Genomic DNA, 24,450 nt, shown 5'->3' with positions numbered 1-24,450 from the left:
AAGTTCAAGTCGAACCTGACTTTTAATCAGATTCCGCTTAAGTGTTTTGAGGCGTGAAGCGAACGGGAAGAGTGCGCAGCCCCCGCATGATCAACCCCCCACGCCAGCGCAGGTCTTGGGACGGAACAGCAAGTTCCAGATCGGGCAGGCGCGTCAGCAGCGTGGCGAGCGCCGTCTGTCCTTCGAGGCGGGCGAGCGGGGCCCCGAGGCAGTAGTGGATCCCGTGACCGTATCCGAGGTGCTGGTTGTCGGCGCGGGAGAGGTCGAGGGTGTCCGGGTCCGCGAACCGCTCGGGGTCGCGGTCGGCGGCCGCGAGGACGACCAGCACCGGATCGCCGGCGGCGACGGACATGCCGCCGAGGGTCAGCGGCTCGGTGGCGAAGCGCCAGGTCGCCAGCTCCACGGGGCCGTCGTAGCGCAGCAGTTCCTCGACCCCGGTGGCCAGCAGCCCGCTCTCGCCGGCGGCGAGGGAGAGCTGGAGGCGCTCGCGCTGGCCGGGGTTCATGAAGAGGGAGTGGACCCCGTTGCCGATGAGGTTCACGGTGGTCTCGAAGCCGGCGAAGAGCAGGATGAAGGCCATCGCGGTGGCCTCGCCCTCCGTCAGGTGGTCGCCGTGGTCGCTCGCCCGGATCAGGTCGGAGATCAGGTCGTCGCCCAGATCGTCCCTTTTGCGGTGGATGAGTTCACCGAGGTAGGTCCGCATCTGCTTGACCGACCGGGCGACCCCGCCGCGCGGACCGCCGCCGTGGCGGATCATCATGCCGGCCCAGTCGCGGAAGTCGTCCTGGTCCTCGCGCGGCACCCCGAGCATCTCGCAGATGGCGTAGATGGGGAGCGGGAAGGCGAACTCGTGGATGAGGTCGGCCTCCCCCCTGGCCGCGAAGGCGTCGATCAGGTGGTCGGTGAGCGCCTGCACCCGCGGGGCGAACTCGGCCACCCTGCGCGGGGTGAACGCCTTCGACACCAGCCTCCGCAGCCGGGTGTGATCCGGCGGGTCGATGTTGAGCAGGTGCGTCATCAGCTCCGCCTTGCGCTCCCCCGGGATCCCGGTCTTGCCCTTGGCGTGCGCGGGCTCCGCGTGGTGCGCAGGGTTCTTGCTGAGCCGCTGGTCGGCGAGGGCCTGGCGGGCGTCGGCGTAGCGGGTGACGAGCCATGCCTCGACCCCGCTGGGCAGCTTGGTGCGGTGCACCGGGGAGTGCTCGCGCAACCACGCGTAGGCCGGGTAGGGATCGGTCGCGAACTCCCAGTCGAAGAGGGTGGGGCCCTCGGCGGGAGGGGTGTCGGACGGGTTCGCGGAGGTCTGCTCGTGCACCCGAAGACCGTATCCCGGCGGCGGACCCCCATCCGATTTGGGTGGTTCGCCGCGGCTGTCCGTAGATCGTCCATCCCTTGACGTGACCTTCTCCGACATTCCTACTTTCGGTTTTGTGGATGTGAAGATCTTGAAAAGCAGTTTCGCGGTGGTGGAGCGACGGGCCGAGCACGCCGTCAAGTTCTTCTACTCCCACCTCTTCTGGCACAACCCCGGTGTCCGTGCCCTCTTCCCGGACTCCCTCCACGACATGGAACGCCAGCGGGACCGGCTCTTCGCCGCGCTCACCCACGTCATCGCCCACCTCGACGACGGAACGCTCCGCCCCTACCTGCACGACCTGGGACGCGACCACCGCAAGTTCCTGGTCCGCCCCGAGCACTACGCGGCCGTCGGCGCCAGCCTGCTCGCCGCGCTCGCCGAGACCTCCGGCGCGGCCTGGACCCCGCCGGTCGAGAAGGCCTGGGCCGAGGCCTACCAGGTGATCGCCGACGCGATGACCTCCGGCGCCGAGGCGAGCGAGGACCCGCCCTGGTGGGACGCGGAGGTCGTGCGCCACCTCCAGTACGGGCCGGACATCGGGGTGCTGACCCTGCGGCCGCACCTGCCCTTCCCCTATCTCCCGGGCCAGTACACGAGCGTGAGCAGCGATCGGGTCCCGACGACCTGGCGCACGTACTCCATAGGCAACGCCCCCCGCCCCGACGGCACCGTCGACCTGCACGTCAGCCGGATCGACCGGGGGCGCCTGAGCACCGCCCTGGTCCGCGAGACCCGGCCGGGGGACGTACTGCGGCTCGGCGCCGCCGGCGGGCAGCTGGTCTTCCGCCGCGAGGACCGCCCGGTCAGCCTCATCGCCGCCGGCACCGGCTGGGCGCCGATCCGCGCCATGCTGGAGGACCTCGCGGAGCATCCCCCGGACCAGGACGTACGGCTCTTCGTGGTGGCCCGGGACGGCGCGCACCTCTACGACCGCCCGCTCATCGACGCGTACGCCGCCAGCTGCGGCTGGCTCGCCGTCACCTACATCACGCCCGCCCCCGGGCGGCACCGCAACCAGGCCACCGACCGGCTCGCGACGGCGCTGGGCCACCGGGGCCTGTGGCCGGACCAGGACGTCTACCTCAGCGGCCCGCCGCAGTTCATCGACGAGACCGCCCACCTCCTCCGGGAGCTGGGCGCCCGCCCCGGGCGCCTCTTCCACGACGCCGTACCGGCCCGGGGCCCCGCGCCCGGGGACCGCCCGCTGGGCTTCGGCGAGTGGTTCCTGAACCCGCCGACGCCCCACTGGCACAACCCCTCGGCCCGCGCACCGAGACTCCCTTAGGGGGCGTCCTGGCGGCCGGGCCGGGCTACTGGCCCGGCTCCGCGAGGCCCTCGGCCACCCGGATCGCGTCCCGGTAGGCGCGGGCCGCCGCGCGCAGCGCGGTCTCGGGGTCGGTCCCCTCCGCCTCGGCACGCGCCGCGAGTTCCAGCAGCTCGTACCCGATGCCCTCGCCGCGGGGCAGCTCCACGGCCACGCCGCCCGTCCGGACCCGGCCCGCGAGCTTGGCCGCGAGCGCCAGACCGGGCTGGCCCACCGGGATCCCGTCGGTGACCGACTCCCGCTGCTTCTCCACCGCCTTGGTGCGCTGCCAGTGCGCGTTGACGTCCTCCGGGGTCTCGGCCTGCGCATCGCCGAAGACGTGCGGGTGCCGGTGGATCAGCTTCGTCACCAGGGCCCCGGCCACGTCGTCGATGGAGAAGGCCTCCTCCGCCTCCTCGCCGTCCTCGCCGTCTTCGCCCTCCTCGCCGCGCCCGCCGGCCTCCTCGGCGATCCGCGCGTGGAAGACCACCTGGAGCAGCACGTCCCCGAGCTCCTCGCGCAGCTCGTCCCGGTCCCCGTCCTCGATGGCCTCGACCAGCTCGTACGCCTCCTCGATCGCGTACTTGGCCAGTCCCCGGTGGGTCTGCCGGGAGGTCCACGGGCACTCGCGCCGGACCCGGTCCATCACCTGCACGAGGTCGAGCAGGCGCGCGCCCGGCAGGTCGTAGGAGCCGGGCAGGAGCTCCAGGTCGGGCATGGAGACCCGGCCCGAGCCGGCCAGCCGGGCCAGCCCGTCGGTGAGCCGCTGGTCGCCCTCGCCGCCCGGGAGCACGACGACCGTACGGCCGCCCGCGCAGGCCTCGACCAGCGCCTGCGCGTCCGGGCTCTCGAACGCGACCTCGATGCCCGCCTCCCGCAGGTACGGCAGCTGCGGGTGGCCGGGGTCGGCGCACAGCACCCGGTCCGCGGCGTGCAGGGTCTGCCACGCCGGCCAGGACAGCACGCCGGGGGCGACCCGGTGGCTGGTGGTCAGCAGGACGATACGGCCCGTGGGCCCGTCGGTGGCGGCGGTGGGTTCGGAGTGGTCGGTGTGGTCGGTCACCCTCCGAACCTACCTCCGATCCACCCGTCCACGGCCCGGGGGGACCCCGGGGCCTCAGGCCCCCGCGGGGGCCTGCTCGGGCCGGGTCCGCTGGGTGATCCAGGGCGTCTCGCCGCCCCCGAGCTTGATCTCCTTGGCGTCCCAGGCGCCGTAGCGCGGGTTCACCTCGATGTGCAGCGCCTTCACCGCGGCCCGGGCGGGCTCCTCCAGCTTCCCGGCCCCGTACTTGGCCGTGAGCTTGGCCAGGAGCACCCGGTCCCGCAGGAAGCGGTCGACCTGGCCGGGGGCCGTGGCCCCCTTCTGCAGCAGCAGCGCCTCGAACTGCGCGTTGCCGCCGTTCTCGTCGGCGTACCTCTGGTGTTCGTCCTCGATGTCCTTCTGGGTGGCCGTGAGCCCGGCGGTGTCGGCCATCTTGTCGATGATCCGGCTCTGGAGGATCGCGTCGAGCTTCACGCGCTCCAGGTGGGGGGTGCTCGCGATGAGTTCGGCGGCGGCCTGCCCGGAACGGTTCTGCGCCGCGCGGACGTCGTTCACCTGGGCCTGGAGTGCAGAGGTGGTGATCCGTTCGCCGCCCACGACGGCCGCGGTGCCGGGGCGCGGCTCGCCCGAGCAGGCGGACAGCAGGGGCGCCGCCACGAGCAGGGCGGCGGAGACGGAGAGCGCTGTGCGACGGTGCAAAGGAGCCTCCAGGGCCGGGAGATTGTGCGTCGGTGCACAAAGGGCCGTGCGGTGATCGATGTTATGAGGTCACGGTGATCCGGACCACCGGTTCGACCAACGATTCACGCGCGGACCGAACACGCACCGTTCATAAGCGAGTCGCCCGGCATCGGCGCACCCGCCGCGCCACCCGTCACCCATCCTGGGGACCCCGGTGCCCGGGCCGCGACCGGATCGGCCTCCGGCAACCCTGAGGCCACCCTTCGGTCACCCGGCGCTGCCAAGGTCGGCCCACCATGTCGACAACGCCCCCCTCGCCGCGCCCCTCGCCGCGCCGCCGCAGTCTGCACGGCTCGGCTCTCGCCGCCCTCCTCACGGCGGTGGCCGTGTGTGCCGGGGACGCCGCCGCACGCGTCTTCCCGTACGGATCGCGCCACCGCAGCATCAACGACCTCGGCAACCAGTTCGTCCCCTTCCACGCGCACCTGTGGGACCTCCTGCACGGCCGCGCGGAGGGCGGACTGCTGTTCAACTGGCGCTCCGGATACGGCATGAGCTTCCTGCCGGACCTGGGCACCTACCTGGCCAGCCCCTTCGCGGTCCTGGTCGGGCTCTTCCCGCGCGCGGACATCGACCTCGCCGTGTACGCCGTCACCGTGCTCAAGACGGCGGCCGCCGCGGCCGCGATGTGCTGGCTGCTGCGCACGCAGCGCCGCGGCCGCTGGTGGGCGGCCGGGCTGCTGGGGGCCTCGTACGCGCTGTGCGGCTGGTCGGTGATCGAGGCCTCCTACAACCCGATGTGGCTGGACGGGCTGATCGCCTTCCCCCTGCTGTGCCTGACCGGTGAATGGGCCCTGCGCGGGCGGCGGATCCTGCTCGCGCCCCTGGTCGTCGCGGTGTGCTGGACGGCGAACTTCTACACCGCCTACATGGCGACGCTGGGTGCGGCGCTGGTGCTGCTGGTACGGGTGGTGCTCACCCGGGAGGGCGCCCCGGCCCGGCCGGCGGTGATCGCGCGGGCGGCCGGGACGACCGTGCTCGGGATCGCGCTCGCGGCACCCGTGCTCCTGCCCCTCTTCCTCAGCTCCGGGCAGGCCTACCCGGGGTGGGTCAAGGAGTTCCGGCCGGTGTCCTGGGCGGACGTGTTCGCCCGGCTGCTGCCGGGGACGTACTCCTTCTCCTCCCCCGCCGTCTTCGTCGGCACCGGGACCCTGCTGCTGGTGGCCGCGCTGCCCTTCCACCGGGCGGTCCCGCTGCGCACCCGGCTGTGGTGGTCGGGGCTGACCGCGGCCGTGGCGCTCTCCCTCCAGTGGGCGCCCACCCACCTGGCCTGGCACCTCTTCGCGACCCCGAACGGAAGCCCGTACCGGCAGACCTTCGTGCTGGCCGGGATCGCCGTGATCGCCGCCTGGACGGGGCTCGCGGCGGGCCTGCCGCGGCTGCCGGCGCTGGCGGCGGGTGCGGGCGTACTGGCGGCCGCCGTGCTGTGGGCGCACGACAGCACCCTGGTGACGGCGGCCGGCTACGCGCTGTTCGCCGGCGGGCTGGTGACGGCGGCCGCGGCCTGGTGGGCACTGCGCCACCGCCGGCTCGCCCGGCCCGCGGCCGGGCTGCTGGCCCTGGTCCTACTGGCGCAGGCCGCCGCGACCACCGCCTACGGGCACAAGGGCAAGCTGGGCGGCCTGGACGACTACCCGTCCTGGGGGCGGGCGCACACCGCGCGCGCCGAGGCCCTGGCCGGTGCCGAGGGCTGGCCCGCGTACCGCACCGACCCGAGCCGGCCCGCACTGTCGGGCAACGACCCGCTGCTGCTGGGCGGCGAGGGCGGCGCGTACTACAGCAGCCACACCCCGGACGTGTTCACCCGCACGATGGTCGCGCTCGGCGCCGGCTGGACCTCGCGCGGACGCAACGTCCAGAGCATCGACAACCCGGTGACGGACGCCGTCTTCGCGGTCGGCGCCCGCCTCGGGCCCGACGGCACGGTCCGGCGCGCCCAGGTGCCGCCGCTGGTGACGACCCGACCGCCCGGCGGCCCCCTCTCCTACGCCGGCGACTCCCCCTTCGCCAACCAGGAAGCGCTGCTGGGCGCCCGGGTGTACGAGGACCCGCTCGCGCCCGGTGTCTGCCGCGCGGGCACCGAGGCCTACCTGTGGGCCCCGGAGTACAACGCGACGGCCCGCCTCGCGGACGGCCCCGCCTTCCGGCTGAACGGCAACGCCCCCCGCAACCGGGCCGCCCTCCAGCCGATGGGCCCCTCCCGCGGGGACTCCTCGGCCCTGGTCTTCGACGCGGCCCCGCCCCCGCGGTGGACGCTGTCCTGCCTGGACCGGGCGCGGCTCGACGGGGCGGTGGCCCACCTGCGGGCCACGGCGGCGACCTCGGTCGAGGTCGGCTCCTCCGGGGTCCGCGCGACGCTCCCGCCGGACGCGACCGGCACGGCCGTCCTCTCGGTGCCCGCGATCGCCGGCTGGACCTGCAACGGCCGGCCGGCCGCCGCGTACTTGGGGCTGGTCGCGATCGACCTCGCCCCCGGCACCACACAGGTGAGCTGCGCGTTCCGGCCGCCGGGTCTGGTCCCGGGGGCCGCGGCGGCGGGGGCTGCGGGTCTGGTCCTGGCCCTGCTGTTCGTGCGGGGACGGCGCCGCCCGGGCCTCAGCGGACCTGGCTGAGCCAGTGCAGGGTGCGGCGGATCTCGGCCGGGAAGGGGTGGGCCGGTCCGTGCAGCCGTTCGGCGTCGAACAGCAGGCGGGCCAAGGTGTCGTGGGCCGCCTGGCGGTCGCCGAGGGAGAGCAGCAGGTGGGCGATCCGGCGGCGGACCTCCAGCGGCAGCCCCGGGTCGGGGTTGGCGTAGTGGTTCTCGAAGAACGGGAGCAGCGAGCGGTACTCGGCCAGGGCGGCGGCCGGCTCGCCCAGCTGCTCCAGGCACTGGGCCGCGTCGTAGCGGAAGCGCAGGGACTGGGGGTCGCCGGCCGGGAACTCGTCGGCGAGGCGGCGCAGTTCCGGCAGGGCGCGGCGGTACTGGCCGTCGTCCATCAGCGTGGCGGCGTACTGCTTGCGCAGGGAGCGGACCACCGGGGATCGCTCACCGTGCTCGGCGGCGGCCGCCGGGAGGATCCCGCCGAGGATGTCCACGGCCTGGGTGAGCTGCCCCTGGTCCAGGAGCTTGCGGGCCTCGTCCACGGCGCCGGGGACGTCGGCCTTCGGCGGCGCGGGCGGGGTGCTCGGCCGCGGCGGGACGATCGCGGCCCGGTCCGGCCAGGGTGCGTGCGGGCGCAGGAAGGGCCGGGTCGGGTCGAGCGGGCCGACCGGGGTGCGGCCGTCGCGGGCGGGCAGCAGCGGGGCCAGGGCCTCGTAGACCTCCTGGGCGGAGGAGGGCCGGTCCTGCGGGTCCTTGGCGAGGAGGTGGAGCAGGACCTTCTCCAGCTCCTGCGGGATCTCCGGGCGCAGTTGGCGCACCGGCACCGGGGGCTCGTAGAGGTGGCGGTGCAGGACCCCGAGGGCGGTGGAGCCGACGAAGGGGACGTTGCCGCTGAGGAGTTCGTACAGCAGCACGCCGAGGGCGTAGAGGTCGGTGTACGGGCCCACGGCTCCGCTTATGGCCTGCTCGGGTGCCATGTACGCGGGGCTGCCGATGGGTGAGCCGGTGCTGGTGAGGCGGGTGGTGTCGGTGTCCATCACCGAGGCCACGCCGAGGTCCAGGACGAGCACGGTGCCGTCGGGCCGGACCATCACATTGCGCGGCTTCAGGTCCCGGTGCACGATCGGCACCGCGTGCACGGCCGACAGGACCGAGCACAGCTGCGCGACGACGGCGACCGCCCACTGCCAGGGGTAGGGGGTGTGGTCGGCGAGGTGGTCGGCGAGGTCGGCGCCCTCCACGTAGCCCATGACGAGGAACAGCTCGTCGCCGTCGCTGCCCGCGTCGTGCACGGTGACCAGGCCCGGGTGGTCGACCTGCGCGGTGACCCGGCACTCGCGCACGAAGCGGCGGCGCAGCTCCTCGGCGACGGTGCCGGGGCCGGCGACCTTGTCGGGCCGCAGCAGTTTGACGGCGACGCGGCGGTCGAGCCGCTGGTCGTACGCCGTCCAGACCTGGCCCATGCCGCCCTGTCCGAGGATGCTCGCGAGCCGGTAGCGGTCGCCGATGAGCCGTTCGGTCACCGGTTCGGGTCCTGGAACGGCGTCTGGTGGGGATCGTGACGGGGGCCGCCGGCCGGCGGGGTCTGCTTGCGCAGCAGTTCGCTGAGCTCGTCGAGCTCGGCGCGGACCTGCCCGATGCGCGGGGGCGGGGTCGCCTGCGGCGGCACCTGCGGGGGCGCCGGGGTGGGCGTCGACGTCGGGGTGGAGGGCACGGTGGTCGCCGTGGCGGGCGGGTACCCGTAGGCGGGCCCGGACTGCTGGGGGTGCGCGTACGGAGCGGGCTGCGGGTACCACTGGGCGGTCGGCGCGTTCCGCAGGGCCTCGTGGTGCTTGATGTCGGCGACGAGGAAGTACACGCAGATCGCGAAACCGGTGAAGATCGAGCCACCGGCGCCCAGGTTGCCCTGCCAGCCGTTGACGTCGGGCGTGGGGTCGACCTGGATCAGCGTCATCCACACGACGGCGAGGATGCCGCTGACCACCATCAGCACCCAGTCACGGGACTTGCGGGTGACCAGGGCGAGCCGCAGCATCGACCCCCAGGCGAGGAAGCCGCAGCTGAGGATGGGCAGGAGCATGAACACCACGCGCAATGCCGTCACACCCCCGGAATTGGACTGGGGGCCGTGCTGCGGCTGAAGGCCGGGGCCGTGCATCGCTGCTCCTGACGGGCCGTGCGGAAGAGGTTTCGGCTCTGAGGGTATACAGCGTTCCCGGCCATGAGTGAGGGGATGCACGCAACCGTTGCACGCTCGCAGCACGACGGTCCGCTCCACCGTGACCGGGCCGCCGCACGGGCCCGGGCCGGCGCCCGGCCGGGGACGTACGAGGTCCCCGGCCGCGGCTGCCGGCTAGGAGCCGAGGATGGTGGTGAGGAACTCGCCGGTCCAGGCGAGGAGCTCGCGGCCGACCACCGGCTTGCCGCCGATCCTGCCCGCCTTCGGGCGCGGGACCAGGACCTGCGAGGTGGCCGGCTTGAGCACGGTCCCCGGGTAGAGCCGCTTGAGGCGCAGTTCCTGCGACTCGCGCAGCTCCACCGGACCGAAGCGGACGTTGTTGCCCTGGAGGGTGATGTCCCCGACCCCGCAGGCCCGGGCGAGCATCCGCAGACCGGCCACCAGCAGCAGGTTCTCCACCGGCTCCGGCAGCTTGCCGTAGCGGTCGGTGAGTTCCTCCCGGACCGCCTTGATGTCGGCCTCGGAGTTGGCGGAGGCGATGGACCGGTACGCCTGGAGGCGCAGCCGCTCGCCCGGCGCGTAGTCGTGCGGGACGTGCGCGTCGACCGGCAGCTCGATCTTGACCTCCAGCGGCGGCTCCTCCTCCACCTGGCCGTCGACCGCGGCCCGGTAGTCGGCCACCGCCTCGCCGACCATGCGGATGTAGAGGTCGAAGCCGACGCCCGCGATGTGCCCGGACTGCTCGCCGCCGAGCAGGTTGCCCGCGCCGCGGATCTCCAGGTCCTTCATCGCCACGTACATGCCCGCGCCCATCTCGGTGTGCTGGGCGATGGTGGCGAGGCGCTCGTGCGCGGTCTCGGTCAGCGGCTTCTCCGGCGGGTACAGGAAGTACGCGTACCCGCGCTCGCGGCCGCGGCCCACCCGGCCGCGCAGCTGGTGGAGTTGGCTCAGGCCGAAGTTGTCGCCGCGCTCCACGATCAGGGTGTTGGCGTTGGAGATGTCGATGCCCGACTCGACGATCGTGGTCGACACCAGCACGTCGAACTTCTTCTCCCAGAAGTCCACGACGACCTGCTCCAGGGCCTGCTCCGACATCTGGCCGTGGGCCGTCGCGATCCGCGCCTCGGGCACGATCTCGCGCAGCTTGGCCGCCGCCCGGTCGATGGACTCGACCCGGTTGTGGATGTAGAAGCACTGTCCCTCGCGGAGCAGTTCGCGGCGGACGGCCGCGCCGATCTGCTTCTCCTCGTAGGGGCCGACGAAGGTGAGCACCGGGTGCCGCTCCTCCGGCGGAGTGGTGATCGTCGACATCTCGCGGATGCCGGTCACCGCCATCTCCAGGGTGCGCGGGATCGGGGTCGCGGACATCGTGAGCACGTCGACATTGGCGCGGAGCTTCTTCAGCTGCTCCTTGTGCTCCACGCCGAACCGCTGCTCCTCGTCGACGATGACCAGGCCCAGGTCCTTGAACTTGGTCTCCTGCGAGAAGAGCCGGTGCGTGCCGATGACGATGTCGACCGAGCCCTCCTTCAGCCCTTCGAGGGTGGCCTTCGACTCCGTCTCGCTCTGGAAGCGGGACAGCGCCTTCACGTTGACCGGGAACTGCGCGTACCGCTCGGAGAAGGTGCCGAAGTGCTGCTGCACCAGGAGGGTCGTCGGGACGAGGACCGCGACCTGCTTGCCGTCCTGGACGGCCTTGAAGGCGGCGCGGACCGCGATCTCGGTCTTGCCGTAGCCGACGTCGCCGCAGATCAGCCGGTCCATCGGAACCGACTTCTCCATGTCCTCCTTGACCTCGGCGATGGTGGTGAGCTGGTCGGGCGTCTCCGCGTAGGGGAAGGCGTCCTCCAGTTCGCGCTGCCAGGGGGTGTCCGGCCCGAAGGTGTGGCCGGGAGCGGCCATGCGGGCGCTGTAGAGCTTGATGAGGTCGGCGGCGATCTCCTTGACCGCCTTCTTCGCTCGCGCCTTGGTCTTGGTCCAGTCGGCGCCGCCGAGCCGGTGCAGGGTCGGGGCCTCGCCGCCCACGTACTTGGTGACCTGCTCCAGCTGGTCGGTGGGGATGTAGAGGCGGTCGCCGGGCTGGCCGCGCTTGGCCGGCGCGTATTCGACGAGCAGGTACTCGCGGGTGGCGCCCTGGACCGTCCGCTGGACCATCTCGACGTAGCGGCCCACGCCGTGCTGCTCGTGGACGATGTAGTCGCCGGCCTCCAGGGTCAGCGGGTCGATGGTCTTGCGGCGCCGGGTCGGCATCCGGCCGAGGTCCTTGGTGGCGGTGCGCTGGCCGGTCAGGTCGGTCTCGGTCAGCACGGCCAGGCGCAGCACCGGGTCGACGAAGCCGTTGTCGATGGAGCCGCAGGCGACGTGGACCAGGCTCGGTTCCAGGGCGCGCAGTTCCGGCTCCAGCCGGGCGGCGATGCCCTCGCCGCCGAGCACCTCGACGGTGCGGGCGGCCGGGCCGTGGCCCTCGGTGAGGTAGACGGTGTGCCAGCCGTCGGCGATCCAGCCCTTGGTGTCGGCCAGTGCCCGGGCGGTGTCGCCGCGGTAGGCCTCCGGGGCGTGCATCCCGAGCTTGAGGGTGTCGCTGCCGCCGGCGCTCTCGTCGGCGGCGAAGGGGGACACCGACCACCACATCATGCCGAGCTCGCGGGCCCGGTCGCGGACGTCGGCGATACCGCGGAGCGAGGCCGCGCCCACGTCGATGGGGGCCTCGCCGCCGCCCGCGGTGGCCGCCCAGGAGGCCATCAGGAATTCCTGGCTGGTCGCCACGAGGTCGGCGGCCCGGGTGCGGACCCGCTCGGGGTCGCAGACCACGGCCATCGACCGGGCGGGCAGTACGTCGATCAGCAGTTCCATCTCGTCGACGAGGACCGGGGCGAGGGACTCCATGCCCTCCACGGCGATCCCCTCGGCGATCTTGTGCAGCAGTTCGCCGAGCTCGGGATGGGCCTCGGCGAGGGCCGCGGCCCGCTCCCGTACCGCGTCGGTCAGCAGCAGCTCGCGGCAGGGCGGGGCCCACAGTCCGTGCTCGGCGACCTCCAGGGAGCGCTGGTCGGCGACCTTGAAGTAGCGGATCTCCTCGACCTCGTCGCCCCAGAACTCGATGCGCAGCGGGTGTTCCTCGGTGGGCGGGAACACGTCGAGGATGCCGCCGCGCACGGCGAACTCGCCGCGCTTCTCGACGAGCTCGACCCGCGTGTACGCGGCGGCGGCAAGCGCCTCGGTGATCTCCCCGAGGTCGGCGCCGCCGCCTTGGCGCAGGCTGACCGGGACGAGCTCCCCGAGCCCCTTGACCTGCGGCTGGAGCACGGACCGGATGGGCGCGACGAGCACGCTCACCGGCCCCGCGGCCGGGTCGTCCTTGCTCGGGTGCACCAGGCGGCGCAGTACGGCGAGCCGCCGGCCCATGGTGTCGCTGCGCGGGCTGAGCCGCTCGTGCGGGAGGGTCTCCCAGGACGGGTAGTCCACCACCTCGTCGGGGGGCAGCAGCGAGCGCAGCGCGGCGGCCAGGTCCTCGGCCTCGCGCCCGGTGGCGGTGACCGCCAGCACGGTCCGTCCGGTCTGCCGGGCCAGCGCGGCGATCGCGAAGGGACGTGCGGCGGCGGGGCCGACCAGGTCCACGTGCATGCGCCGGCCGTCCCCGGCCGCGGAGACCGCCTCGGTGAGGGCGGCGTCACGGGTGACGGCGTCGAGCAGTCCGTGCAGGCTCATGAAGAGGCTTTCCGTCCGGTGAGGGTCTGGGGGTGTGAAGGTGCGGGTGTGCGGAGCGGGCAACGCGAAGGGCCCGACACGTCGCACGGGCCGGGGGTTCCACCCTACGACGACGCCCCTCGCGCCGCTTTACGATGTTCGTGTTGTGACTGTCCGAGCTCGCCGCGTCGTCTTCCGCCGGGGAGACGACTTCCCCGGAGGAGCACGAGTCCGTGACGAGCAATGCGATAGCCCGCCCGGCGCCGGTGGTACCGGCATCCGCGAAGCCGGACCGGTACGCCTGGGCGCCGCCCTGGCTGGTGGCCGCCGGGCTGTTCGTCGTCTACCTCCTGCTGTCCGTCGGACGGTTCCGGCGGATGGACTGGGCCTCCTGGGACCTGGGGATCTTCGAGCAGGCGATCCGCGCCTACGCGCACCTCCAGGTGCCCGTCGTCGACCTGAAGGGGCCGGGGGCCAACATCCTCGGGGACCACTTCAGCCCGATCATCGCGCTCGTCGCCCCGGTCTACCGGGTCTTCCCCGGGCCCGTGACGCTGCTGGTCGTGCAGGCCGCGCTGTTCGCGCTGTCCGCCGTGCCGGTCACCCGGGCGGCCGTGCGCCTCCTCGGCCGGGCCCGCGGCATCGCCGTCGGCGTCGCGTACGGGCTGTCCTGGGGCATCCAGCGGGCCGTGGAGTTCGACTTCCACGAGATCGCCTTCGCCATGCCCCTGCTGGCCTTCGCCCTGGAGGCGGTGCTCGCGCGGCGCTGGCGGGCCGCCCTGCTGTGGGGGCTGCCGCTGATCTTCGTCAAGGAGGACCTCGGCTTCACCCTCGCCGCGCTGGCCGTGGTGGTGGCCTGGCGGGCCAGGGCCACCGACCGGCGGATCGCCGTGACCGCGCTCGGCGTCGCCGCCGCGGCCTGCGTCTTCGCCGTCCTGGTCTTCACCGTCTTCATACCGGCCTTCGCCACCGCGGGCTACGGCTACTGGGACAAGATCGACGGCGCGGGTCCGCTCGGCGGCATCGGCACCAAGCTGACCACGCTGGCGTGGGTGCTGATCCCCACCTCGGGGCTGCTCGCCCTGCGCTCGCCGCTGCTCCTGGTCGCCGCGCCCACCCTCGGCTGGCGCTTCCTGTCGGGGGACGACCACTACTGGTCCACCGACTGGCACTACAGCGCCGTCCTGATGCCGGTCGTCACGCTCGCCCTCGTCGACGCCATCGACACCCTCCGGCGCAGCGAGCGGCCCCGGCTGCGCTCGTACGCCCTCCAGATGCCGACCGCCGTGCTCGCCGCGGCGCTCGCCCTGAGCGCGACCGCCATGCCGACGGCCAAGCTCGCGGAGGCCCGTACGTACCAGAAACCCGAGCGGGTCACGGCCATCGAGCGGCTGCTCGACCGGATCCCCGACGGGGCGACCGTGGAGGCGGACACCACCCCGCTGACCCGGCTGACCTCCCGCTGCCGGGTCCTGTGGATCGGCGGCAGCAAGGGCGTGGTCCCCGACTGGATCACCATCGACAACTCCTCCAAGTGGGCCGGCGAGGACCCGACCGACTACGCCCGCCAGCTCCACCCCGGCGAGCAGTTCACCCTGGTGGGTGAGGCGGGCGGCATCGTCCTGATGCAGCGGGGGTGACGCGGAACGCCCCGGGAACGACGCCGGTCCGGAACCCGTAGGTCCCGGACCGGCATTCCCCCGAACGACCGTCCGCGGTTACTCGCTCGCGATCGCGTTCAGAACGTTCATCCGCCCTGCCCGGAAGGCCGGGACCAGTGCGGCGAACAGGCCCACGAAGGCCGAGGCGGCGAACACCCCGAGGATCGTCGGCCACGGGATCTCCAGCACCTTCAGGCCCTGGAGCGCCAGCAGCTGCTGCGCGCCGATCCCCCAGCCCATGCCCAGCCCGAGGCCGAGCAGGGCGCCGAAGAGGGCGATGACCACCGACTCCAGGCGGATCATGCGGCGCAGCTGGCGGCGGGAGAGGCCGATGGCGCGCATCAGGCCGATCTCGCGGGTCCGCTCGACCACCGAGAGGGCCAGGGTGTTCACGACGCCCAGGACCGCGACGATGATCGCGAGGCCGAGGAGCCCGTAGACCATGTTGAGCAGCTGGCCGACCTGGTCCTTCAGGGCCTGCTTGTAGTCGGTCTGGTTGCGCACCTTGTACTGCGGGTACTCGGCGAGCGCCGTCTTGACCGACTGGTACGCGGTGGCGTCCGACTGCCCGTCCTGTGCGCTGGCCAGCAGCATGAAGGGGAGCGGCAGCTTGTCGGCCGGGACGTTCGCCCGGGCCGCCTCGGTGCTGATGTACTTCATGCCCTTGTCGAGGTTGCCCTCGTCGCTGGTGATCGCGGCGACCTTCAGCTTGACCGTGTTGCCGCCGGTGAAGGCGACCGTGAGCTCGTCGCCGAGCCGCACCCCGTGCTGGGTGGCGTAGCCGGAACCGACCGACATCGTGTTCGCCGCGTACGCCGCCGCGTGCTCGCCGGCGACCATCTTGCGCCGGATGTCCTTGGCGTACGTCGGGTCGGTGGCGCCGAGCCCCTCCTCCACGGTGGAGCCGTCGGCGGCGGTGATCTTGGCCGCCACCTCGCGGTAGGCGGTGACGTGGTCGAGGCCCTTGGTGGCGCGCAGGGCCTGCTCGGCCTGCGGCAGCACGGGCTGACCGGTCTCGGAGTTGACGATGTAGTCCGCGCCGACCGACTTGTCGAGCTCCTCGGTCGCGGAGGCCACCATCGAGGAGCCGACCACCGACAGGCAGGCGACCAGCGCGAGGCCGATCATCAGCGCGGCGGCGGTGGCACCGGTGCGGCGCGGGTTGCGCAGGGCGTTGCGCTCGGCGAGCCGGCCCACGGACCCGAAGGGCCGCAGCACCACGCCGGAGAGCACCCGCACCACGCCCGCGGCGAGCAGCGGGCCGATCACGATGAAGCCGATGAGGGTGAGGACGACGCCCAGGCCCAGCCAGAGCGAGCCGGGTCCGGCCTTCTCGGCGGCGGTGGCGAGGTAGAGCGCGGCGCCGCCGATGCCGGTGAGGACCAGGCCGAGGACGGCGCGGACGACGCCGGCCTTCTTGTCGCCCGGGGTACCGGACTCGCGCAGCGCGGCCATCGGGGAGACCTTGCCGGCCCGGCGGGCCGGGACGAAGGCGGAGACGACGGTCACGATGACGCCGAGGACGATGCCGACGACCGGGGTGGTCCAGGCGATCGTCAGGTCGTCGGTGGACAGGTGCATGCCCATGGCGCCCATGAGCTGCATCAGGCCGATCGCCAGGCCCACGCCCGCGCCGACGCCCAGGAGCGAGCCGACGACGCCGAGCAGGAAGGCCTCGACGACCACGGACTTCAGGACCTGCCCGCTGTCGGCGCCGATGGCGCGCATCAGGCCGATCTCGCGGGTGCGCTGGGCGACCAGCATCGAGAAGGTGTTGAAGATCAGGAAGATGCCGACGAGGAAGGCGATCCCGGCGAAGCCGAGCATCACGTACTTCATGACGTCGAGGAAGGAGCCGACGTCCTTGCGGTTGGCGTCCGCGGCTTCCTTGGCGGTCTGCAGCTTGTACGTGTCCGCGCCGACGGCCGTGGCGATGTTCTGCTTGAGCTGCTCGTCGCTCACCCCGTCCTTGGCGGTGACGTTGACGTGCGTGAAGGAGCCGGGGGAGCCGAGCAGCGCCTGCTGCGAGGTGGCGGTGTCGAAGTAGACGATCGCCGCACCCGGGTTGGTCACGGTGAAGGTGGCGATACCGCTGATCTTCGCGCGGATGTCGCCGGTGATGGCGATGGTGCGCAGTTCGTCGCCGAGCTTCAGGTGGTGCTTCTCGGCGGTGTCGGCGTCGACCATCACCTCGGTCGGGCCGCGCGGCGCGTTGCCCGAGGTGATCTTCATGGACTTGAGCTCGTTGTCGCTCCAGTTGCCCGCGATGGTCGGGGCGCCGGTGGTCGAGCCCATGTTCTCGTTCTTGGAGTTGACCACCGTGACGGACATCGAGACGACGCCGCCCTCGGCGCTCTTGACGCCCTCGGCCTTGCGGACCTGCTCGACGGCCGAACCGGACAGGATCTCGGGGCGGCCGCGCTCGGGGGTCTCGTCCCCCTCCGCGGCCTCCTTCGGGCTGACGGTCACATCGGAGCTGGTGACGGCGAACAGCTTGTCGAAGGTGGTGTTCATGGTGTCGGTGAACACCAGGGTGCCGCAGACGAAGGCGACGGAGAGCAGGACGGCGACGGCGGAGAGCGCCATCCGCCCCTTGTGGGCGACGAAGTTGCGCCGCGAGGTCTTCAGGACGGTGCTCATGAGGTCCGCCCGCGCGCGTCGAAGTCCTTCATGCGGTCCAGGACCTGTTCGGCGGTGGGCCCGTACATCTCGTCGACGATCCGGCCGTCGGCGAGGAAGATGACGCGGTCCGCGTAGGAGGCGGCCACCGGGTCGTGCGTGACCATGACAATGGTCTGGCCGAGCTCGTCCACCGAGCGGCGCAGGAAGCCGAGGACCTCGGCGCCCGCCCTGGAGTCCAGGTTTCCGGTCGGCTCGTCGCCGAAGATGATCTGCGGGCGCGCGGCGAGGGCGCGGGCGACCGCCACGCGCTGCTGCTGGCCGCCGGAGAGCTCGGTCGGGCGGTGCTTGAGGCGGCCGGCGAGACCCACCGTCTCCACGACCCGGTTCAGCCACTCCGCGTCGGGCTTGCGGCCCGCGATGTCCATGGGGAGCGTGATGTTCTCCAGGGCGTTGAGCGTGGGCAGCAGGTTGAAGGCCTGGAAGATGAAGCCGATCCGGTCGCGGCGCAGCTGCGTGAGCTTCTTGTCCTTCAGCCCGGTGATCTCGGTGTCGTCCAGGTGGATCTGGCCGCTGGTCACCGTGTCGAGACCGGCGAGGCAGTGCATCAGCGTGGACTTGCCGGAGCCGGAGGGGCCCATGATCGCAGTGAACCGGCCGCTCATGATGTCGACGTCGACGTCGTCGAGGGCGACGACACGCGTCTCCCCGGAGCCGTAGGCCTTGACGACCTTGCGTGCCCGGGCCGCGACGGCTGCATGCCCTCCAGTACCCCCGTGCCTGGTTTCGGTCATAGCCGTTGTCACGGTCTTTCTCCTTCTTCGAATGCGTGCGTCCGATGTGCGCGTCGCCGTCATGAGTCTCCGCCGGGCGGGTCGACGGCGCGCTGGTGCCCATCGCCGTATCCGCCCGGGGGTTAACCCCACCCCCCGGCTCTGCTGCGTAGGTTCCAGTCAAGGAGACATCGGGCCACCCCACCTCCTCCGCCGGGAGGAACGGCCCCTGGCCCGTTGTGCGGAGGGACCCCTAGGGGATCTGCACCCTTCGGCGTACCGACCCTGAGGGATACCGCCCGGCACGCGGCGGTGAGATGGTGTTCCCCGCAGTTACGTGCAGGGGGAAGGAATCTCGGTGGCATCGGCGGAGAGCACGGGCGCGAGTCCGGACGGCATACCCGCGGGGCGTCCGGACCACACGTCCGGGGCGGGGGTTTCGGCCAGGTCCGGGACCGGCGGCGCACCCCCGAAGAAGCCGGCCGCCCGTCCTGCGGCACCGGTCGTCGCCTCGCTGATGCTCGGCATGGCCCTCGTCGCCCTCGACAGCACCATCGTCGCCACCGCCGTCCCGCAGATCGTCGGCGACCTCGGCGGATTCTCCGTCTTCTCCTGGCTGTTCTCCGGCTACCTGCTCGCGGTGACCGTCACCCTGCCCGTCTACGGGAAGCTCTCCGACACCTTCGGCCGCAAGCCCGTCCTGCTCTTCGGCATCGGCCTCTTCCTCGTCGGCTCCCTGCTGTGCGCGTCCGCCTGGAACATGGCCGCCCTCATCGCCTTCCGCCTCGTCCAGGGCCTGGGCGGCGGCGCCCTCCAGGGCACGATCCAGACCCTGGCCGCCGACCTGTACCCGCTGGCCGAACGGCCGCGGATCCAGGCCCGGATGTCCAGCGTCTGGGCCACCTCCGCCGTGGCCGGCCCGGCGCTCGGCGGACTGCTCGCCTCCTATGCGCACTGGCGCTGGATCTTCCTGATCAACCTGCCGCTGGCCGGCGCCGCCCTGTGGATGATCGCCCGTCACCTGAAGGAGCCCGTACGGTCGCCCGGGCGCCGGGGCCCCGTCGACTGGGCGGGGGCGCTGGGCGTCTTCGCCTGCGGCGGACTGCTGCTCTTCGCGCTCGTCCAGGGCGGGGTCGCCTGGCCCTGGCTGTCCGCCCCCTCGCTGGGCCTGCTGGGCGCGAGCGCGGTGCTGGCCGCCGTCGTGGTCCGGGTGGAACGCCGGGCCGAGGAACCGATCCTGCCCGGCTGGGTGTGGCGCCGGCGCACCATCGCCGCCGTCAACCTGGCCCTGGGGGCACTTGGCCTGCTGATGGTCGCGCCCATGGTGTTCATGCCGACCTACGCTCAGTCCGTGCTGGGCCTCGGCCCCGTCGGCGCCGGCCTGGTCATGTCGGTGATGACCCTGAGCTGGCCCGTCTCCGCCGCCCTCAGCCAGCACGTCTACCGGCGCATCGGCTTCCGGAACACCGCGGCCGTCGGCATCGGCCTGGCCGCGGTGATCCTGTACTCCTTCACCCTGCTCCCCTACCCCGCCCGGCCCTGGCAGCCCGCCCTGATCATGCTGCTGCTGGGCGGCGCCCTCGGCCTCTTCCAGCTCCCGCTGATCGTCGGGGTCCAGTCCACCGTGGGCTGGGCCGAGCGCGGGACCACCACGGCCTCGGTGCTGTTCTGCCGGCAGGTCGGCCAGAGCGTCGGCGCCGCCCTGCTCGCCGCCGTCGCCAACGCCACCATCGCCGCCCGCCTGGCGGACGCCCCCGTACCCGGCCTCCCGGAGCACCTGGACGACGTGGCCAAGGCCCTGGACCGGCCGGAGCTGCTCCCCGCGGCCGCCGCCGACTACCTGCGCGAGGCGGTGGCCGTCGCCGTGGAGCACATCTTCCTCGGCGCGACGGCCGCCGCCGTGGCCGCACTGCTGGTGCTGCTGCTGGTGGCCCCGCGCCGGTTCCCCGTACTGCCCGACGCGAACGAGGAGTAGCGGGAGCGGGCGGAACACGGAGGGTCGGCTTGTCATGGCCGGGCCAGTAAGTGACCCTCGTGGCAGGACCGTATCCGGGGGGACGACGACATGGCATCCGCACTCTGCGCACTCGCATTACTGGCCGCGCTGGCCGGCCCGCTCTGCCTGCGGCTCAGCCGCCGTCCGGGCTTCGTCACCGGCCGCGACGGCCGCCTGTCCACCTCGACGGCCCTCGCCCTCGCCTGGACGGTGATCCTGCTCTGGCTGCTGCTGGCGGTCCTCGGCTACGGGCTCACCGCGGGCGGCGGCGTCGCGTACTTCCGGGGCCCCGACGGCCCGCTGTCCTCCCTGACCACGGTGTACCTGCCGCTGCTCGGCGGCCCGTACGTGGCCCTGATCGCGGCGAAGGCCGTCGTGGGCCTGCGCGTGGAACACGGCACCCTGGCCAAGCCGGCCGCCCGACCGACCGGCTCCGGCCGACGGCCCCTGCGGGAGCTGATCGCGAACGACAGCGGGCGCACCGACCTGGTGGACCTCCAGTACGTCGCGCTCAGCGCGGTCACCATGCTGTACGTGGTGCTGTTCTTCCTCGCGGACGTGGGCGGCGGACTCCCGCGCCTGCCCGCCGAGATGTGGGCCCTGACGGGCGCCCCGGCGGGCGCGTACCTGGTCAACAAGCTGGCCGTGCGCGCGAACCCGGTGATCACACAGGTCTCGCTGGACGACGGCCGGCTCACGGTCGAGGGCGGCGGCTTCGCCCCGGACCCGGCGGGCCCCCCGACCCTCCTCACCGTCGACGACACCCCCCTCCCGGTACGGGCCGACCCCCTCACCGGCGCCCTGACCGCCACCCTCGATCCCCCGAGGACACCTCCGTTCGCGGTGGTCGTCACGGCCCGCGGCCTGCGCAGCGATCCGTACTGCTACGCGTCCCCGTCGAAGCCGGCCGTCCCGGCCCAGCAGCAGCCGGCCGAATCCCGGCCGTGAGCCCTTCCCCGGTCCGCCCGTCCTGGCGGGCCCCGATGAAGACGTGGCACCGCCCGGTGCACACCCGCGAGCGGCACGCCGAGATCCCCACGGCCCACGGCAGGTACACGCTGCTGCGGGAACCCGGCCCGCGCCTGACCGCCGACGCCAAGGCCGAGGCGTGGGAGCGCCGGCAGTTCGTCCTGGACGGCGACACCGTCCTGGAGATCGACGATGCCGGGCTGCCGGGCGAGGGCATGCGCAGGAGGGTGCGGCACGGCATCCACGGCCGGCTCGACGGCGTGCCGTTCACGGCGCGGGCCGCGGGCAGATCGCTGCGGCCGAGCCGCCGCGGCATCCGCTTCGCCCTCGACGACGGACGGACCCTGTCGTTCACCGTGCACCTTCGCCTCGCCGCTCCAGGAGGTGCTCCAGACACCCCCTACGGGGTGTCGCCCTTGTGGCGGGCGTAGTACCGGGCCACCCGGGCGCGGTTGCCGCAGGCCGACGCCACGCACCAGCGGCGGCGGGGGTGCGCCGGCAGGAAGAGCAGGACGCAGTCGTGGGCCTCGCACTCGCGCACCTGCCCCACCCGGGGGTCCGTCAGGAGCTCCGCGGCCGCCTCGGCCAGCTCCGCCGCGAGCCGCCGGGCCGGCTCGGCGCCGCGGTGCGCGGCGGCGGCCGTCCCGCCCTCCTCGGTCCAGGCCAGCACGCGGTACGAGGGCGCCGCGGCCAGGGCCTCGTTCAGTACGCGCAGCGCACCGGCCGGGGGCCGCTCACCGCGCCGCACCGCGTCGAGCGCCGGGCGCGCGGCCTCCCGTACGGCCCGCACGGCGGCCACCTCGGCCGCACCGACCGCTGCGACCGGGGTCAGCCGCCCCGTCTGCGCGGCCAGCCAGGCCGCGAGCCCGGCCGGGTCGGCGACGAGGTCGCCCGTGGCGGCCCCGGTGTTGAGGAGGTCCAGCGCGAGGGGCTCACCGGTGAGCGGAAAGGTCACTGTCACCCGACTAATGCTACTTCAAAGCCTTGACCCATTAGTGATCACTCGGTAAGACTAATGGAAACAAGGACGCAGGAGGCATGTGATGACCACGGCTCGCCGCACCATTCCCACCATCCGGCACCGCACCGTCGACGTGGACGGGGTCCGCGTCGCCTACCGCGAGAGCGGCCCCGCCGACGGACCCGTACTCCTGCTCCTGCACGGCTTCCCCACCGCCTCCCACCAGTTCGCCCGCCTGATGGACGCGCTCGGCGACACCCCGTACCGCCTGATCGCCCCCGACTACCCCGGCTTCGGCCGCACCGGGACCCCGGCCGGATTCACCTACACCTTCGACCGGCTCGCCGACGTCGTCGAGGGCTTCACCGACGCCCTCGGACTGGACCGCTTCGCCCTGTACGTCTTCGACTTCGGCGCACCGGTCGGGCTGCGGCTCGCCACGCGCCGCCCGGAGCGGGTGACCGGCCTGATCGTGCAGAACGGCAACGCCTACGAGGAGGGCCTCTCGGACGCGGCCCGCGAGTTCGCCGGCCTGCGGCGCGAGGTCCCGGGCAACGAGGAGCGCGTCCGCGGCCTCTTCACCCTGGAGGGCACCCGCTTCCAGTACGAGACCGGCGTCGCCGATCCCGATCTCCTCTCCGCCGACAGCTGGACCCTCGATGTGCACCACCTCGGCCTGCCGGGCCGCGCGGACGCCCAGGCCGACCTGGCCTTCGACTACGCCTCGAACTTCGCCCAGTACCCCGTCTGGCAGGCCTGGCTGCGCTCCGCCCGGATCCCGGTGCTGGTCGTCTGGGGAGCGGGCGACCCCTTCTTCACCCCGGCGGGCGCGAAGGCGTACCTCCGCGACGCCCCGGACGCCGAGGTCCACGTCTTCGAGGGCGCGGGCCACTTCGCCCTGGAGACCCACCTGCCGCAGATCGCCCCGCTGATCGAGGACTTCCTGGGCGGCGCCGCGGGGGCCCGGTGACCTCCGCCACCACCAGGAACGGAAGGGTCACCTTCACGTACTGAGTCCGTAACCGTCCGTCAGAATCCAGTCGCCGGTGCCCCCGCCGGGGAATGAACCGAGCGATCGTCCAGTCCATTCGCTCACGGGGGCCACCATGCGCACCAGTTGGAGAACCTACGCACTCGCAGCCGCGGCCCTCGCCGCGCTCCTCTCGTCCGCGGCCTGCAACCCGGGCCTCGCGGACCCCAAGAACCCCACCCCCTCCGGCAGCCCGTCCGGCGCGTCGGCGGCACCGGGCACGAAGAGCCCCCCGCAGGGCTCGGCCGCACCCACGACCGCACCCACGGCCACGCCGGCGGGCGCGGTGGCGTGCAACGACAACGACCTCAGCATCACCACATCGGTCTGGCGTCAGGACTCGGGGCAGCACCTGCTCGTCACGGCCACCAACTTCACCGACAGGACCTGCACCCTCTACCACTACCCGTACATCGGCTTCGGCGCCGTCATCGAGGGCCCGATCGACCCGATGGGGTCCGCGCCGCGGGCGATCGCCACGATCGGGCCGAAGGAGAAGGCGTACGCGGGCCTGTTCCTCTTCCGCGGGAGCGAGCCGACGGTCGCCGTCGAGGCGGTGTCCATCGGCTACCAGGACCGCGCCCTCAACAGCAACAGGGAGTCCGCGATGCTGGACGTCGCCCTGTCCAAGGAGATCGGCTCCCTCAACGTGGGAACCAACGCCCGCGTCACGTACTGGAACCGCGACCTCGGCGCGATCGAGGACTTCCTGTTCCGGTCGGGCACCCGCTAGGCCGTCCCTTCCGGATCCGGCCGGGCCCGGACCGGTGCCGGACCGGGGCCGGACCGGGGCCGGACCGGGGGCCGGGCCCGGCGGAAATGGCTGGCGGCAGGTCCGATCGGCCGGTAGGAAGGGCGTCATGAGCACCTCCGCCGCACAGGCCCCCGCAGACCGGCCGACCTTCGTCCGCACCACGCTCGACCTGGGCGATGTACTCCTGCACCCGTGGGGCCGGGCGATCGCCCGGCCGGACGTGATGCTGGACGGACTGATGGCCGCCGCGGCGGACCCGCTGATCTCCCTCTGGAACCCGCTCGCGACAGCGGGCCGCGAGGACGCCCTGGCATGGCTGGAAGCGCGCGACGGAGGCTGGGACCGCGGCGCCGGCGCCTCCTTCGCCGCGCTGGACGCCGCCGACGGCGCCCTGCTGGGCAGCGTCTCCCTGCGCTGGGTCGACCGCGAGGACGGCCTGGCGATGATCGGCTACTGGGTGCTGCCGAACGCCCGCGGACGGGGCGTGGCCACCCGGGCGACGAAGGCGGTCACCGGCTGGGCCTTCGCGACGACCGACGCCCGCCGGATCGAGATAGCCCATGCCGTCGGCAACGAGGCCTCCTGCCGGGTGGCCCACCACTGCGGCTACCTCCCCGAAGGCACCCTGCGCGCGTCGCACCGCTTCGGCGACGGGGTCCACCACGACGAGCACCTGCACGCCCGCCTGGCCACCGACCCGGAACCGGCCGACCCCACGGCACCCACCGCCCACCCGAGCGGCACGGCCTGAGCCTTCTCTTCCGGATCCTGCCGGGCCCGCGACGCCCGGCAAGGTCCGA

At 73.0% G+C, this 24,450-nt stretch carries 18 protein-coding genes; 9 read left to right on the top strand and 9 right to left on the bottom strand.

From position 1 onward, the window contains the following. Positions 1-37: 37 nt before the first annotated feature. Positions 38-1,312 (bottom strand): cytochrome P450 family protein, encoded by a 1,275-nt coding sequence (locus B6R96_RS21440; protein ID WP_030387100.1) that lies wholly within the window; start codon positions 1,310-1,312, stop codon positions 38-40. A 121-nt stretch (positions 1,313-1,433) separates the two neighbouring features. Here B6R96_RS21440 and B6R96_RS21435 point away from each other — a divergent pair, with 121 nt between their 5' ends. After that, positions 1,434-2,639: a globin domain-containing protein gene (locus tag B6R96_RS21435; protein ID WP_237291480.1), complete on the top strand. Its 1,206-nt coding sequence runs from the start codon at positions 1,434-1,436 to the stop codon at positions 2,637-2,639. 25 nt (positions 2,640-2,664) lie between these two features. Here B6R96_RS21435 and B6R96_RS21430 read toward each other — a convergent pair whose 3' ends face one another. Together B6R96_RS21430 and B6R96_RS21425 are read right to left on the bottom strand one after the other, a co-directional pair. Continuing rightward, positions 2,665-3,720, bottom strand: a complete 1,056-nt coding sequence (locus B6R96_RS21430) for a nucleoside triphosphate pyrophosphohydrolase (protein ID WP_081523288.1) — start codon at positions 3,718-3,720, stop codon at positions 2,665-2,667. 54 nt (positions 3,721-3,774) lie between these two features. Further along, positions 3,775-4,398, bottom strand: a complete 624-nt coding sequence (locus B6R96_RS21425) for a SurA N-terminal domain-containing protein (protein WP_030387103.1) — start codon at positions 4,396-4,398, stop codon at positions 3,775-3,777. Positions 4,399-4,676: 278 nt separating this feature from the next. On the opposite strand from B6R96_RS21425, the gene B6R96_RS21420 reads away from it, so the two are divergent. Beyond that, positions 4,677-7,052 carry a YfhO family protein gene (locus B6R96_RS21420; RefSeq protein WP_081523286.1) on the top strand — a complete coding sequence of 792 codons (2,376 nt, stop codon included), beginning with the start codon at positions 4,677-4,679 and terminating at the stop codon, positions 7,050-7,052. On the opposite strand, the gene B6R96_RS21415 is transcribed toward B6R96_RS21420, so the two are convergent. From B6R96_RS21415 to mfd, 3 genes are all read right to left on the bottom strand, one after another. Continuing rightward, the gene (locus B6R96_RS21415; protein ID WP_030387105.1) at positions 7,036-8,544 is read right to left on the bottom strand and encodes a serine/threonine-protein kinase; all 1,509 of its coding nucleotides are present in this window, start codon (positions 8,542-8,544) and stop codon (positions 7,036-7,038) included. The genes B6R96_RS21420 and B6R96_RS21415 overlap by 17 nt on opposite strands. After that, entirely contained in the window at positions 8,541-9,125 is a 585-nt protein-coding gene (locus B6R96_RS21410; protein WP_237291479.1) for a hypothetical protein, read from the bottom strand. The genes B6R96_RS21415 and B6R96_RS21410 overlap by 4 nt, the downstream gene beginning before the upstream one ends. 249 nt (positions 9,126-9,374) lie before the next feature. Then, positions 9,375-12,908: a transcription-repair coupling factor gene (gene mfd, locus B6R96_RS21405; protein WP_081523284.1), complete on the bottom strand. Its 3,534-nt coding sequence runs from the start codon at positions 12,906-12,908 to the stop codon at positions 9,375-9,377. A gap of 212 nt (positions 12,909-13,120) precedes the next feature. Here mfd and B6R96_RS21400 point away from each other — a divergent pair, with 212 nt between their 5' ends. After that, a complete protein-coding gene (locus tag B6R96_RS21400) occupies positions 13,121-14,527 on the top strand; it encodes a DUF2079 domain-containing protein (RefSeq protein ID WP_443069938.1) in 1,407 nt (468 codons plus the stop codon). A gap of 78 nt (positions 14,528-14,605) precedes the next feature. Here B6R96_RS21400 and B6R96_RS21395 read toward each other — a convergent pair whose 3' ends face one another. Together B6R96_RS21395 and B6R96_RS21390 are read right to left on the bottom strand one after the other, a co-directional pair. After that, positions 14,606-17,188, bottom strand: a complete 2,583-nt coding sequence (locus B6R96_RS21395; RefSeq protein ID WP_081523282.1) for an ABC transporter permease — start codon at positions 17,186-17,188, stop codon at positions 14,606-14,608. Further along, positions 17,185-17,961 (bottom strand): ABC transporter ATP-binding protein, encoded by a 777-nt coding sequence (locus tag B6R96_RS21390; protein WP_384506248.1) that lies wholly within the window; start codon positions 17,959-17,961, stop codon positions 17,185-17,187. The genes B6R96_RS21395 and B6R96_RS21390 overlap by 4 nt, the downstream gene beginning before the upstream one ends. A 337-nt stretch (positions 17,962-18,298) precedes the next feature. Between B6R96_RS21390 and B6R96_RS21380 the strand changes: the two genes are divergently transcribed. From B6R96_RS21380 to B6R96_RS21370, 3 genes are all read left to right on the top strand, one after another. Then, positions 18,299-19,915 carry an MFS transporter gene (locus B6R96_RS21380; RefSeq protein WP_237291478.1) on the top strand — a complete coding sequence of 539 codons (1,617 nt, stop codon included), beginning with the start codon at positions 18,299-18,301 and terminating at the stop codon, positions 19,913-19,915. A gap of 90 nt (positions 19,916-20,005) precedes the next feature. Continuing rightward, positions 20,006-20,884, top strand: a complete 879-nt coding sequence (locus tag B6R96_RS21375) for a hypothetical protein (protein WP_237291477.1) — start codon at positions 20,006-20,008, stop codon at positions 20,882-20,884. After that, positions 20,881-21,336 carry a hypothetical protein gene (locus B6R96_RS21370; protein WP_159396355.1) on the top strand — a complete coding sequence of 152 codons (456 nt, stop codon included), beginning with the start codon at positions 20,881-20,883 and terminating at the stop codon, positions 21,334-21,336. The genes B6R96_RS21375 and B6R96_RS21370 overlap by 4 nt, the downstream gene beginning before the upstream one ends. On the opposite strand, the gene B6R96_RS21365 is transcribed toward B6R96_RS21370, so the two are convergent. Then, positions 21,306-21,866 carry a CGNR zinc finger domain-containing protein gene (locus tag B6R96_RS21365; protein WP_030386175.1) on the bottom strand — a complete coding sequence of 187 codons (561 nt, stop codon included), beginning with the start codon at positions 21,864-21,866 and terminating at the stop codon, positions 21,306-21,308. The genes B6R96_RS21370 and B6R96_RS21365 overlap by 31 nt on opposite strands. 82 nt (positions 21,867-21,948) lie before the next feature. On the opposite strand from B6R96_RS21365, the gene B6R96_RS21360 reads away from it, so the two are divergent. The 3 genes from B6R96_RS21360 to B6R96_RS21350 all read left to right on the top strand — a co-directional run bounded on the left by B6R96_RS21360 (position 21,949) and on the right by B6R96_RS21350 (position 24,401). After that, positions 21,949-22,836, top strand: a complete 888-nt coding sequence (locus B6R96_RS21360; RefSeq protein WP_081523275.1) for an alpha/beta fold hydrolase — start codon at positions 21,949-21,951, stop codon at positions 22,834-22,836. A gap of 136 nt (positions 22,837-22,972) precedes the next feature. Next, positions 22,973-23,629, top strand: a complete 657-nt coding sequence (locus B6R96_RS21355; protein ID WP_081523274.1) for a DUF4232 domain-containing protein — start codon at positions 22,973-22,975, stop codon at positions 23,627-23,629. Between the two features lie 127 nt (positions 23,630-23,756). Next, positions 23,757-24,401, top strand: a complete 645-nt coding sequence (locus tag B6R96_RS21350) for a GNAT family N-acetyltransferase (RefSeq protein ID WP_081523273.1) — start codon at positions 23,757-23,759, stop codon at positions 24,399-24,401. Positions 24,402-24,450: the final 49 nt, after the last annotated feature.

The sequence above is a fragment of the Streptomyces sp. Sge12 genome, from assembly GCF_002080455.1.
Taxonomy (GTDB): Bacteria; Actinomycetota; Actinomycetes; order Streptomycetales; family Streptomycetaceae; genus Streptomyces.
The sequence above is the reverse complement of the archived record's forward strand: the minus strand, read 5'-3'. Positions and strand labels throughout refer to the sequence as shown.